This is a genomic window from Cephaloticoccus primus (assembly GCF_001580015.1).
Taxonomy (GTDB): domain Bacteria; phylum Verrucomicrobiota; class Verrucomicrobiia; order Opitutales; family Opitutaceae; genus Cephaloticoccus; species Cephaloticoccus primus.
Genome location: NZ_LSZQ01000059.1, coordinates 24,023 through 36,834 on the forward strand (window position 1 = coordinate 24,023; position 12,812 = coordinate 36,834).

The window sequence follows — 12,812 nt, forward strand, 5'->3', positions numbered from 1 at the left end:
GCCAAAACGCGTTGCTCAGTGCCGTCTTCCCGCCTCCTGGTCGGCATTTGCCCCCGCCGACTGGCTCACTTGACGCCCCAGAAAGTTGCAACAGTCTGCACCAAGTGGCACTCGATTTCCCGAGTGCCAAAAAACGCCCTCTCCAATCATGAGCACCACAATCGAACTACCGGAGGACATTGCTACTCTCGCACAGCAAGGCGCTGAAAAACACGCGCTCGACCTGCCCGCATTTCTCGCCGAAGCGATTGAGGAAAAGGCCGCCCAAGAGCCGCCCACTCACTATCGCGGTGTTCTGTTGACGCCCGAACGTCGCCGCCAACTCGCCATCGCAAAAAAAATACTGCGCGAGCATGCCGCTGTATTCGACGCACTCGCAAAATGACCTCCCCAAACCAATCCTGGATATGGTTAGAGGTTCAGGTCGTCTGTGCCATCAACGACGAGCAGATTAACGGGCATGGCTGGCTTGATGGTCTGCGCGACGCCAGTGCACTGGACAGTGCAATCGCCCGTCCTAAAAATCTCGCGGCCTACGAAGTTCCCGATGCCTGTGCACTCGCAGCAGCCTATGCGTTTGGCATTGCACGAAACCACCCCTTTGTGGATGGCAACAAGCGTGCAGCCTGGCTTGCCGCGATTCTGTTTCTTGAAACGAACGGGTATGAGTTTTCCCTCAATGAAGCCGAAGCCATTGCCGCCATGCTCGCGCTGGCAGCGGGGGAAATGAGCGAAGACGCATTTGCACAGTGGCTGCGCGAGCGGGTGCGCTCGCTCTAGTTTTGCGCAGCCCTCCCAGTTCCGGTTTTTCCCCGATTTCTCCCCACAGTCCGATAGCCCGAAGGCCCGACAAAGCCTCTCGGGCTTTTTTCTGGATTGCTGAAACGGCGCACTGATCGAAGGCCGGCTCCAAACTACCGCGCCCACGCCCATTCTCCGCCCTCCTCTGTCTGCATTCTGCCTGTACGATCCCCACCCCCTCCCTCTGAGAATGGCGCACCCGTAGGGAGTCGAACCCCAAACCTTCTGATCCGTAGTCAGACGCTCTATCCAATTGAGCTACGGGTGCGTGAAAAGGAGGCGCAGAGGAAGCAAGCGAGTGGGCTCGACCGCAAGCGCGAATTTTGAGAAATCTCACTCCCGAGCGCAGCGACCCGCGTTCGCGAGTCCACGATTCACTCGGGTGCGGCCTCGCTCAAGTGCCAGTCGATGAGTTCGAGCTGGAGGAGCTTGCGCTCGCGAAAGTAGTTCCAGCTCAGCTTCAGCGCGAGGTCGAGGCGCGCGCCGGTCGGCGGCAGCCGGTCGGCCATTTTCCAGGCCACACCGTAAAGGCGGCGGCCATTTCGATCAGCCAACTGGAAGCGGAAGTGCAGGTCTTTAAACACGGCTGGCGCTTGGGCGAGCCGCACACCACGCACGCCAAAAACGGGCTCAGGGTTTCCCTGGCCGAAGGGATGAAGCGCGCCGAACTCGGCCATAAAGGCCTCGCCGATTTCCTCGGGCTCGATCCAGGCGGAGATCGCCAGCTCGGCTTCAGAGGCATCCGCACCCGCGTGGGCGCGAACGGCTTTCGCAAAGTTCTCCCGAAAGGCGGTGAGTCGCTGCTTGTCGAGGGCCACGCCGACAGCCATTGGGTGCCCGCCCCAGCTTTCGAGATGTGCCGCGCAATCGGCCAGGACTTCAACCAGATTCACCCCCGTGACGCTGCGGCCCGATCCTTTGGCGAGCTCGCCGTCGTTACCGAGCACCACACAAGGGCGGTTGTATTTGCGGGTGACGCGGCCCGCGACGATCCCCACCACGCCCGGGTGCCACTTCTCGGAGTACAGCACGATTCCCTGATCTTGCGCGTAGTCGGCCTCGATCATCCGCTCGGCTTCTTCGGTGATCTGCCGCTCAATTTCCTGACGTTCGCGGTTAAACTGGTCGAGCTGCTGCGCGGTCGCCTCTGCAAAAACCGGATCCTCGCTCAGGAGCAACTCGACCGAGAGCGAGGCATCGGCGAGGCGCCCGCTGGCGTTGATCCTCGGGCCGAGCCGAAACGAAATATCTACCGGAGTGAGCGGTTGGCCGCGCGGAAGACCCGCGACCTCCATCAGGGCGCGCAGGCCCGGGCGTCGGGTTTCCTCGATGATTTTGAGGCCGTGTTTGGCAAAAATCCGGTTCTCCCCGAGGAGCGGCACGAGATCGGCCACCGTGCCCAGCGCCACCAGGTCGAGTTCGTCACGCAGCCGCACTTGACTGGCGAGCGGATGGCCTTGCTCGCGCAGCAGTTTCAGCAGGCCGTGCGCGAGTTTAAACACGAGGCCGACGGTGCAAAAGTTGCGGTAGCTTTCGTCGAGCTGGCCCGCATCGACCTGAATATGTGGGTTAACGAGGATGCTGCGCGGGCGCCCCGATAGCTCGGCTTCGGCGCCAGACTCTGGCGCCGCCGGTACTACCGCTGCCGCCGCGCTGGCGTGGGCAGTCTCCTGCGAGGCCGCCTCCTCTTCGCGCAGGCGGTGGTGATCCACCACAAGCACATCCACGCCACGCTCCAGAAGAGAGGAGATTTCGTCGTAAGAATTGGTGCCACAATCCAGTGCCACAAGCAGCGCAGGCAGCCCGCCCTCCAGCGCGCGCTCAATCGCACTCATCGAAAGTCCGTAGCCATCCTCCGCGCGGCGCGGCACAATGAAGCGCGGCGCAAGCCCGAAGCGGCGCAAGAACCCGACAAGGAGCGTAGTACTGCTCACGCCATCCACATCGTAGTCACCGAGTACGACGACTTGCTCGCGCCCGTTAATCGCCCGGAGCAGTCGCTGCGCGGCGGCCTTTAGGTGGGGCACCGCAAATGGATCGGCGAGCGCGGCGAGCCGCGGATGCAAAAATCGGGAAGCCGCCTCGCGGTCAGCGAGGCTGTGACGCAGCAGCAGCTCCGCGATCACAGGGCGGACTCCTGCGAGTGAGCTTAGCGCTTCGACCTGGCCGGCCGAGGGCGGCGTATAGGTCCAGCGCATCTGGAAATTTTCCCGTTAGGGCGTTTTTACTCCGATGCTTTGCTGGACCCCGCCCACTCGTATTTCGGCGCGATGTCGTGGTGTTTCTCGACGTGCTTCCGGTCGCCCTTGTGCCACCAGTAGAACACGGGGCTGGCGATGAAGAGCGAAGAGAAGGTGCCGGTGAGCACACCGATCAGCAGCGTAAAGGCGATGTCGTTTACCACGCCGCTCGTCACCACGAAGAGGACAATCGCCGTAATCAAGGTCGTGCCACCCGTGATGATGGTGCGCGAGAGCGTGAGGTTGAGCGAGCGGTTGATGATGTCGCGCAGCGTGCTCGCCGGATTGAGCTTCAACTCTTCGCGGATGCGGTCGAAGACCACGATCGTGTCGTTGATCGAGTAGCCCGCTACGAGCAGAATCGCCGCGACCATCGCCGCGTTAAACTGTCGGCCAAAGAGGACGAATACCCCCACCGTCACCACGATGTCGTAGACGGTGGAAACGACCGCTCCGATGCCGTAGCCGAACTCGAAGCGGAAGGCGATGTACGCGAGGATCAGGAGCAGCGACCAGAAGATCGCCCACAGCGCGTTGCGCTGGATCTCCGCGCCGACGCTCGGGCCGATCCGCGTTTCCGAAATCGCGGAGATCCCCGCATCCGGATGCGCGGCTTGCAGGGCCTCGACCAGCGGTGCGGTCTGGTCAAAGGGCGTCGTCACACGCAGCACTTCGTTATCGCCGCCGATTGCCTGCGTGTAGCTCAGGTTGATGTCCTCGAGGCCGAGGCGGCTCGCCACGTCGCGCACTTGGGCGAGCTCCAGTTTCTTGTCAAAGTCGAGCACGACCTGGTCACCGCCCGTGAAGTCGATGCCGTAAACATCCTTGCCCTTGTAGGCGACGCTCACCGCGCCGATGACGACTACCGAGGTCGCGAGGATGAAGGCCGGGCGCGTGTACTTGAGGAAGTCGAAGCGCGTGTTTTCCAAAATGCTGAACATCTTCAGCGACTTGATCTTCACGCCATTGATCAGCCAATCGAGCAGGAAGCGGCTGACGACGAGCGCGGCAAACATCGTGCCGAAGATGCCGATGGCGAGCGTCACGCCGAAGCCCTTCACCGGCCCGGTGCCGAGCGCAACCATGATCATGGCCGTAATGAGCGTCGTCAGGTTTCCGTCGAGAATCGCCGAAAAGGCTTTCTCGAAGCCCGCGTCGAGCGCGGCAGGCAGCGACTTGCCCAGGCGCAACTCTTCGCGCATGCGCTCAAAAATCAGGATGTTTGAGTCCACGGACATGCCGATCGTGAGCACCACGCCCGCGATTCCCGGCATCGAGAGCGTCGCTCCGATACTCGCCATCACACCGAGGATCACGAGGACGTTGCTCGCCATCGCGATGACGGCGAGCAGGCCGCCGCTCGTGTAGAAGACGATGATGAAGCCCGCCGTCAGCGCCGTGCTGATGATGAAGGCTTTTTGTGCGCTCGTGATCGCATCGGCGGCGAGCGAGGGGCCGACTTCGTACTGCTCCTTGATGATGAGCGGCAGGTCGAGCGGGTTGTTGAGCACGTTGGCCAGGTTGAGTGCCTCGCGCTCGCTAAAGCTGCCGGTGATCTGCGCGCTCTCGCTGTCGATCTCTTCGCGCACGCTCGGGGCCGAGTAGAGGCGACCGTCGAGGACGATTGCGAGGCGGCCCGGGACGCCCGACTGCCGGCCGAGGTTGGCGATCTCGCGCGTCACTTCGGCGAAGCGGCTGCGCCCTTCGCTGGTAAATTGCAGGATGATCTCGGGCTTTCCGTAGAGGTCGGGCCGCGCAAAGGCATTGGCAATCGCCGAGCCAGTCATCTCGGGGATGCGCTTGACGTAGAGCTCTTCGTGCAGGAGCTCACCGCGCGGGCTCTCCTGCTCCAGGCTCATCCGCTCGTAGCCCGGAGGGGCGATTGCGGTGACCTGCGGCGAGATCGTCGGGTGCACGAGGCGGAAGTCCAGCCGCGCAGGCTTCTTCACGCTGTCGACGACCTCGGGGTTGTCCTTGGTGTTGACGCCCGGGAGCTGCACCTCGATGCGGTTGTCACCCAGCGGGCGGATGATCGGCTCGGCGACGCCCAGCCCGTCGATGCGGGTCTCCAGAATCTCGATTGCCTTGGATAGTTTCTCGCGGCGCTCGTGTTCGCCAAAGTGAGACGCGGCAGCCTCGTCGACTTCGAGCGTGAAGGCCACGCCGCCACGCAGGTCGAGCCCGAGTTGCAGCGGGCTGCGCGAGCGCCGCAGCATCTCGTTCAGCAGGATGTCGTTTTTGCGCTCGACGTTGCGCAGCGAGCCCTCGAAGCGGATCTTGGGGAAGTGCTTGGCGAGGTCGAGCTGGCGCTCCTTGCCCAACTGCTTGAGCGCGATGAAAACGCTCGGCGAGTCGCCCGCCGTCACGCGCGCTTCGGCCTCATCGACGAGCGCAGCAAACGCCGCCGTATCGGCACTGGCCTTGGACTTGATGTAATCAGGAAACGGCTGGTCCTGGAGGGGGAAAAGCGAAGCGACTGCCCAGAGCACGATCAACGTGCTGAGGCTCAGCTTCCAGAGGTTACGCTTAAGCATGGGATGTTTGTTTGTTAAAAAAGGAAGCGCGCCAGCTCGGCACTCAGGGGTTTGCCGAACAGCCAGGCGCGAAAAATCAGACGGTCCGGGCGACCGCCACTCACTCCCCGGCCTTGCGGGCCAGCGCGCTGATGAAGCTCTTGCCGACCTCAACCTTCACGTTGTCCGCGATCCGCAGCACGAAACGGTCGTCCTTCACATTGGTGATCTGCCCGTAGATCCCGCCGGTCGTCACCACCTCATCCCCACTCGCCAGCGACTTGAGCATCGCATCGTGCGCCTTCTGCTTTTTGCGCTGCGGGGCGATCATCAGAAAGTACATTGCCGCAAAGAGCAGGACGATCGGGAGCATACCGCCGAGGAGCCCGCCAGTCGGTGCTGGCGCCGCTTGAGCGAGGAAATTAAAGGCATCAAAAAGGAGGGGCATTTTCGGCATTGCGTGTCGTGGATTTTAGAAAAAGAAACCGCGCATCTAAGGGAGCCGCCGCCAGCGATAGCAAGCCCTAAGACCTGATTGAAAGCCTCACTCGCCCGCCCTTGCCGGCGGCTTTTTTTTCACTCCGCGCTTACAAGCGCCCCCCCTACGCCCTCAAATAAATTGAAACGCAAATCCGCTGCCCATTGGTCTGCCGCAAAATCCGAAGAGCTCTACGGCTTCAAACGCTGGGGCGGGGACCACTTCGCCGTCGATAGCGAAGGCTTTGCCACCGTCCACCCGCTGGGCGACGAACGTAAAATCCGCATCCTCGACGTCGTGCGCGAGGCCAGCGACATGGGGCTCTCCGCCCCGATGGTCATCCGCTTCCAGGACCTGCTGCGCGACCGCGTCACCCAGCTAAACGAAGTCTTCGCCAAGGCCATCAAGGAGGAAGACTACCCCGGGCGCTACCGCGGCGTCTTCCCCATCAAGGTCAACCAACTGCGCGAGGTCGTCGAAGAAATCATCGAAGCCGGGCACGACTACGACTACGGCCTGGAGGCCGGCTCGCGGCCCGAGCTCATGATCGCCCTCGCGATGCACGAAGGCAGCAAACGCCTCATCATCTGCAACGGCTACAAAGACCTCGACTACATCCGGCTCGCACTCCTCGGCCGCAAGCTCGGCAAGCCCGTCATCATCGTCGTCGAGCAGCTCAGCGAGCTGGATGACATCATCACCCTCGCTGCCGAAACCGGCGTGCAGCCCCTCATCGGCTTTCGCGCCAAACTGCAAACCCGCGGCGAGGGCAAATGGGCCACCTCTACCGGAGACAACGCCAAGTTTGGCCTCAACACCGCCGAGATCCTCTCCGCCTGCGAGCGGCTCAGGGCCGCCGGCCTCCCCGACTGCCTGCGGCTCGTGCACTTCCACATCGGCTCGCAAGTCCCCAACATCATCACGATCAAAAACGCCGTCACCGAAGCCTCCCGCTTCTACTGCCAGCTCTACAAAATGGGCTTCCCGATGGGCCTGCTCGACGTCGGCGGCGGCCTCGGCATCGACTACGACGGCTCGCGCACCAACTTCGAGTCCTCGATGAACTACACGATGGCCGAGTACGCGCGCGACATCGTCTCAAACATCCGCGAGATCTGCACCGGCTCCGAGGTGCCCCCACCCGACATCGTGAGCGAGTCCGGCCGCGCGGTCGTCGCCCCGCACGCCCTCCTCGTCGTCGAAGTCGTCGAGCGCATCAACAAACGCGAATCCCTCGGCAAACACTACCAGCCCAAGGACAAGCACACCATCGTCTCCAACCTCGAAGCCACCCTCCAGAACCCCTCGCGCCTCGGAAAGCTGGAGCGCTTCCACGACGCCGTTCAGAAAAAAGAGGAAGCCTTCTCGCTCTTCAACCTCGGCTACCTCGACCTCGAAAACCGCGCCGCCGCCGAGCAGCTCTACTGGCAAATCTGCGAACAGATCGCCAAGGAAACCAGGCGCAGCGGCTACGTCCCCGAGGAGCTCCACGAGCTGAGCAAGCTCCTCGCCGACCAGTACGTGTGCAACTTCTCGGTCTTCCAGTCGCTGCTCGACCACTGGGCACTCGGCCAGCTCTTCCCGGTCGCCCCGCTACACCGGCTCAACGAAAAACCCAGCGTCGACGCCATCCTCGTCGACATCACCTGCGACTCCGACGGCAAGATCAGCCGCTTCATCGACCTGCAAGATGTGCAGGACTACGTGCCCCTGCACCCGCTCGGCAACAAACCCTACTACCTCGGCATCTTCCTCACCGGCGCCTACCAGGACATCATGGGCGACATGCACAACCTCTTCGGCCGTGTGAACGAGGTGCACGTCTTTCTGGAAGACGACGAAGAAGACGGCTTCTACATCGAAGACAGCATCAGCGGCAGCCCCGTCGGCGAAGTTCTGGACGATGTCCAGTATCAGCAAGCCGACCTGTGCCGCCGGATGAAACGGCAAATCGACGCCGCCACCCGCAAAGACCTCATAAAACCCCGCGAAGGCATCCGGCTACTCGAACTCTACGAACGCCAGATGCGCAACAAAACCTACCTCGGCATCCCCAACACCCCCACCAAGCAGAACCAAAAGAAGAAGAAATGCTAACCACCACGTGCCCCTCCGAGCAACCGCGTCACTCGCTCCAGAGGGTTATCCCGTCCACGACTGACGCGCGGCTAGGCGGGAGGGCGAGCCGCGCAGTCGAAGCCGACGGCGCACCAACGAGTGCGCCGCAAAATGAAAGGGTCTTTAACCCCGCGCGGGGCGGTGGCGGGGCGCCACGTGCCATTGAATTTGCGATCTTGTCCGCGCGCTTCGCGCCCAAACAAAATCGCAAACTAAAAGATCATCCCCCTGTCGCATTGCGACAGGAGGTGAGACAGTAAACGCGAATGGCACGTAACTTTTAAGCGTGGTCTCCTTGTTGTCACCTCTGTCTCAATCAATTTATATCCTCCCTTGGATTCGGCTTTCCACTCCTGCATTTTTTCCAAAACACGAGTCCAAGCCCAACCGTCGCCAAAATCGCCCCATAAGTCGCTGGCTCGGGCACCATCGCAAAGATTTCCCAGTACTCGTTATTGTATTCTCTGACTTTTGCGACTCCACCGCCTTTGATATGACCAAACTTTATCTTACCCAAGGCATCGGCGAGGTGCTCACTATCCTTACGTACAAGAAGCTTTGTCGCTCCACTTACCCAATCTCCTATAACCAGCTCACTCCTATTAGAAATCATCAAGTCGTCTAGATATAGACTTCTACCCTTGTGCAGGTTCGGCTTATAATGAAAATTAATATAGCCTCGTTCATTAACAACCAAACGGTGAAATTTCTCCACCAGCGCCAGACGTACATTAGGATGAAAGGCAAAGGCCCCATTATTTAATGTAACCATGGAGCTACTTGATATCTGGCCACTATTACGGATATAAAGCCACCCACCATCATTTATATAAATATTCCCCCTAGCCACTACACCAATGGCATCAAAAGCTATTTCATTCCTCCCCTTGATTATCACATCTCCTGTAAACGAATGCCCACCTCCCTGGATATATACACAGCCATAAGGCCCCACGGGAGAAGTACCTGACACCTTACCACCTACACGAAATCCTACTTTCCTCCCCTGATAGTCAGTAATTGCAGCAGTCACGTAAGTCGTCGCGCTGGGGTGAGAGCCCGTCAAGTGAATATCTATCATCCCCACACTAGAGGTCAACACACCTCCATTAATGAACACACCATCACTCGAGGGGGAGTGAATCCCACCCTTTCCAACAACCAGACTGCCTTTTATATTTGCAACAGAGCCAGGTAAAAGAGTTACTTGATCAAAGCTGCCGCTGACATCTCTCCGACCTGTAACAATAATACCCTGTTCTTGTAGATGAGAAAAATCCGCATCCACCCCATCATAACTATTTATATTATAGCTACTTACACTACCGCTTACCGATGAACTATTTCCTTCAAAAGGAAATAGAAAACCGAATAAAAGGGCTACAAGAAAGATAAGGCGAAAATGTATCATATCAACTCCATAATCTTTCCTTTCTACTTTATCGAAAAAAGATTCCACTCATTTATCTTTCCTAGATACACCCCCAAAGCCCCCTCCTCTTATCTTCTATCAGAAATAAAACCAAGCTTCGTAAACTGCGTAGAAGAAATAGGGAGCTACTCTTCTACCTTCGTACTAAAAAAATGCTCCCTTTTACGGAGTATTTTTCAACTTAAGAAGCTATGAGTGCTCCCGGGGGCTGTGGGTGAAACAATTCACCGGCAAATCGTTTCGCCGCGCCCAAATGGGTTTCCCGCTTCATTCGCGCTTTGGGATTCCTCACCTGTTGCGAAGCAACAGGGAGATGGCCCGTTAAATTTGCGATTTTGTCTGGGCGCGAAGCGCCCAGACAAAATCGCAAATTCAATGGCACGTGGCGCCCCGCCACCGCCCCCCGCGCAGGGGTCTTCGACCCTCTCATCTTGCGAGCCGCTCGCTGGCGGCTCGTCCTTGATCCGTTTATCGGGCCGCTGCGCGCAGGGGAGCCGCAACCTTACGGAATTGCGAGCAGTTCGGCTTCGCTCCACTCGGTGCGGGCGGGGATCTGGGAGCGGATGGCGGCGACGGTTGCCGTCTCGATTGGTGCGGCTTCGTTGCCCCACTCCTGGCGGATGTAAGTCAGGACAGCGGCGATGCGTTCATCACTCCAGTTGTAGCCGCTGGTCGGCACTTGCCCAAAGGCGGGCATGGCGGCGGCGTTAAAGGTTTCGCCCTTCACCGTCACCGGGCCTTTGAGGCCGTGGAGGACGATGCGGATGAGGCGTTCTTCGGAGCCGTTGACCCACTCCGAGTCCACGAGCGAGGGATAAACCGTGGGCAGCCCCTGACCGTTGGGCATGTGGCAAGTCACGCAGGCGAGCGTGTATTGGCGTTTCCCCAAGGCGATGGGGTCAACTTGCGCAACTTGCACTTCGCCGCCGGGGAGCTGGCGCTCGTCAAACACTTCGCCGCTGAAATGGGCGGAATAGCGGTTCAGGTAAGTGCCGCCATAAAAAATCAGCCCGCTAAAGATGAAGAGCAGCGCAAGCGGCAGCAGCCGGTAGGCGGCGTGCAGGTCGGGCGCGCCCGCGCTGGCCTTGTCGTGCGCGCGGATCAGGCTCTCGTCAGTCGCGGCGGCCTGCTCCAGTCGCGGGTCGTCGTTGTGGAGGGGGTTCTGGTCACTCATTACTCGGCTCCTCCCTCGGTCTCGCCGTCGCCTTCGTAGGGGCGGGCTTCGGCAAATTGGTAGGTCTGCTTCAGGCTCAAGAGGTAAGCGATCAAGTTTTCGGCGCGCTCGGTGGGGACGAGCTCGTAGCCTTCAGGCGCGACGCCGTGCAGGGCCTTGGGCGAGGGCTCGCCGACGATCTTGCGCAACTCAAAGAGAAAGCGGTGTGGCGGGCGTTCGTCGCCGCCGTTGTAGAGCTCTACCAGCATGTCGGCCTCGGTCATCTCCTTCTCCGCGGCGCGCGCACCGTAGTTGGCGAGGTCGGGCCCGGCGCGGTTGCTCCCGAGGAGCGGGCGTGCCTGGTAAATGTAATCGCGGGCGACGCTCTGGCGCTCGCCCCAGCCGCGCGCCTTGTCGCTGCCGTAGTCGGGGCGGCGCACTTGTTGCGTGTGGCAGGCGATGCAGCCGAGGTCCTGAAAGACTTGCTGGCCGCGCGCAGCGAGGCCGCTTTGGCGCAGCGGAAAGGCCTTCTCCTCCATCTCGTCGAAGTGCGGAGCGAGCTCACCGAGCTGCCCATGCGTGCCGAGAACGACGCCCGCCCACGACAGGGCGAAGACCGCAAAAAGTCCCAGAAAAAATACAGCACTATTTTTCATGACGCAGTGGCCTCCAGTGCCTGAGGCTGGCGAAATTGTGCGAGCGACTCACCGCTGCGCTGGGCGCAGAGCAGCCGCGCGAAGTGGGCGAAGAGCGTGAGGTTTCCAAAGAGGAGCAAGGCCTGCGCGGCAGCAGCGACTTGCAGCCAGGGCCGCGTGTGCGCGGCAATCGCGCGCAGGCTGATCTCGGCATCCAGAAGCTCAAGGCCCTGCCGCCAGCCCGCCAGCGCGAGGACGAGCACGAGCACGGGAAAGCCGATCAGCGAGGCGAGGAAGTGCGCGCGGATCAGCGTCGTCGAAGGCCAGGCCACGCCCAAAAGCCGCGGGCCGAGGTAGTAAATCGCCGCAAAAATGATCAGCGAAAACGCCGCGAGGAAGAGCTGGAGCTGCGCCTGCTCGAAATAGGTGAAGTGCGTGATGAGGGCTACCCCGCGCATCGAGAACACCGCATCGACGAGGCCGGCGAGCAGGTAGGCCGCGAAGCCTGCCGCAGCAAACTTGAGTACGAGGCTCGCCCCGGGCGCGAAGAGGCTGCGGAGATTCAGCCCGATGACGATGTGGTGAATCAGCGCCATCGAAGCCGCGGCAATCGCGACAGTCGGCAGCCACACCGGCACCGGCCCGCCGATCAAGTGGCGCCCGCCCATCCAACTGGAGAAGATCAGCAGCGCCCAAAATCCGTAAGGTGCAAAGTCGTAGGCGGGGAGCACCTGGCCTTTGATTTTCGGCAACAGGTAGTAGAGCGCGGCGACCGCGACTGGCCCGAGGAAAAGGCTGAGGAAATTCTGCCCATACCAAGTCGCGATAATCGGCTGAAGGACGCCGCGCACGGGAGCGAAAAGCAGCATCACTTGCGCCACGGAAAAGGCCCACGGAAACAGGAACAGCGCGGCGACGATGTACCACTGGCTGGCGAAGGTCGCCCGCTCGCGGCGGCCCGTCCAAGCGAGCACACCCGGCGCAGCCATCGCGGCAAAGGCGGCGAGCATCAGCGGCTGAATGTAGGCGGGCAGCTGGAACAGCGCAAAGGAGCTCATGTGGCCAGTCGCAATGCCGACCAGCCCGAGCAGGAGACCGAGGCTCCAGAATACCGCGCCGACCGCCACAAAGTTCCCCCCGCGCAAAGGGGCGGCGCTCAGGCGCACGAGAATCCAGAGCCCGACCGCGAGCGCGGCATTAACCGCCCAGCCGTAGAGAAAGGCGCTCTCCTGAATCGCCTGCAGGCGGCCAAAGGTCAGCCACTCGCAATCGGCGAGAAAGGCGGGGTTGAGGATTTGCAGGGTATTGAGCAGCGCGAGGACACCACTCGCCACGAGCCAGCCGAGACTCGCGAAAATCAGGAAGGCGAGCGGCCAGCGGGCGGAGCGATCGATCTCGCTCACTTCAGCGGATGCCGGACTGGAAAAGGTGGTCATTTAAGT

General features: G+C 60.8%; 10 protein-coding genes and 1 tRNA gene. 3 read left to right on the plus strand and 8 right to left on the minus strand.

Going from position 1 to position 12,812, the window contains the following annotated elements; all coding sequences use genetic code 11:
- The first annotated feature begins 148 nt into the window (after positions 1–148).
- On the plus strand, positions 149–385 hold the full coding sequence (locus AXK11_RS07935; protein WP_068631030.1) for a hypothetical protein: 237 nt from the start codon (positions 149–151) through the stop codon (positions 383–385).
- A complete protein-coding gene (locus AXK11_RS07940; RefSeq protein WP_068631032.1) occupies positions 382–780 on the plus strand; it encodes a type II toxin-antitoxin system death-on-curing family toxin in 399 nt (132 codons plus the stop codon). Before AXK11_RS07935 ends, AXK11_RS07940 begins: the two co-directional genes overlap by 4 nt.
- A gap of 212 nt (positions 781–992) precedes the next feature.
- On the opposite strand, the gene AXK11_RS07945 is transcribed toward AXK11_RS07940, so the two are convergent.
- The 4 genes from AXK11_RS07945 to yajC all read right to left on the minus strand — a co-directional run bounded on the left by AXK11_RS07945 (position 993) and on the right by yajC (position 6,002).
- Positions 993–1,069 (minus strand) — tRNA-Arg (locus tag AXK11_RS07945).
- Positions 1,070–1,175: 106 nt separating this feature from the next.
- Positions 1,176–2,999 carry a single-stranded-DNA-specific exonuclease RecJ gene (locus AXK11_RS07950; protein ID WP_068631034.1) on the minus strand — a complete coding sequence of 608 codons (1,824 nt, stop codon included), beginning with the start codon at positions 2,997–2,999 and terminating at the stop codon, positions 1,176–1,178.
- A gap of 26 nt (positions 3,000–3,025) precedes the next feature.
- The gene (locus AXK11_RS07955) at positions 3,026–5,575 is read right to left on the minus strand and encodes a protein translocase subunit SecDF (protein WP_068631037.1); all 2,550 of its coding nucleotides are present in this window, start codon (positions 5,573–5,575) and stop codon (positions 3,026–3,028) included.
- A gap of 100 nt (positions 5,576–5,675) precedes the next feature.
- Positions 5,676–6,002: a preprotein translocase subunit YajC gene (gene yajC / locus AXK11_RS07960; RefSeq protein WP_197456850.1), complete on the minus strand. Its 327-nt coding sequence runs from the start codon at positions 6,000–6,002 to the stop codon at positions 5,676–5,678.
- A 171-nt stretch (positions 6,003–6,173) separates the two neighbouring features.
- Between yajC and speA the strand changes: the two genes are divergently transcribed.
- The gene (speA, locus tag AXK11_RS07965) at positions 6,174–8,129 is read left to right on the plus strand and encodes a biosynthetic arginine decarboxylase (RefSeq protein WP_068631041.1); all 1,956 of its coding nucleotides are present in this window, start codon (positions 6,174–6,176) and stop codon (positions 8,127–8,129) included.
- 337 nt (positions 8,130–8,466) lie between these two features.
- Here the strand turns inward: speA and AXK11_RS09880 are convergent, their stop codons facing one another.
- From AXK11_RS09880 to AXK11_RS07980, 4 genes are all read right to left on the minus strand, one after another.
- Positions 8,467–9,609: a hypothetical protein gene (locus tag AXK11_RS09880; protein WP_156469270.1), complete on the minus strand. Its 1,143-nt coding sequence runs from the start codon at positions 9,607–9,609 to the stop codon at positions 8,467–8,469.
- Positions 9,610–10,084: 475 nt separating this feature from the next.
- Positions 10,085–10,756 carry a c-type cytochrome gene (locus AXK11_RS07970; protein WP_068631043.1) on the minus strand — a complete coding sequence of 224 codons (672 nt, stop codon included), beginning with the start codon at positions 10,754–10,756 and terminating at the stop codon, positions 10,085–10,087.
- Positions 10,756–11,391 carry a cbb3-type cytochrome c oxidase subunit II gene (locus AXK11_RS07975; RefSeq protein WP_068631045.1) on the minus strand — a complete coding sequence of 212 codons (636 nt, stop codon included), beginning with the start codon at positions 11,389–11,391 and terminating at the stop codon, positions 10,756–10,758. The genes AXK11_RS07970 and AXK11_RS07975 overlap by 1 nt, the downstream gene beginning before the upstream one ends.
- Positions 11,388–12,806: a cbb3-type cytochrome c oxidase subunit I gene (locus AXK11_RS07980; protein ID WP_068631046.1), complete on the minus strand. Its 1,419-nt coding sequence runs from the start codon at positions 12,804–12,806 to the stop codon at positions 11,388–11,390. Before AXK11_RS07980 ends, AXK11_RS07975 begins: the two co-directional genes overlap by 4 nt.
- Positions 12,807–12,812 lie beyond the last annotated feature (6 nt).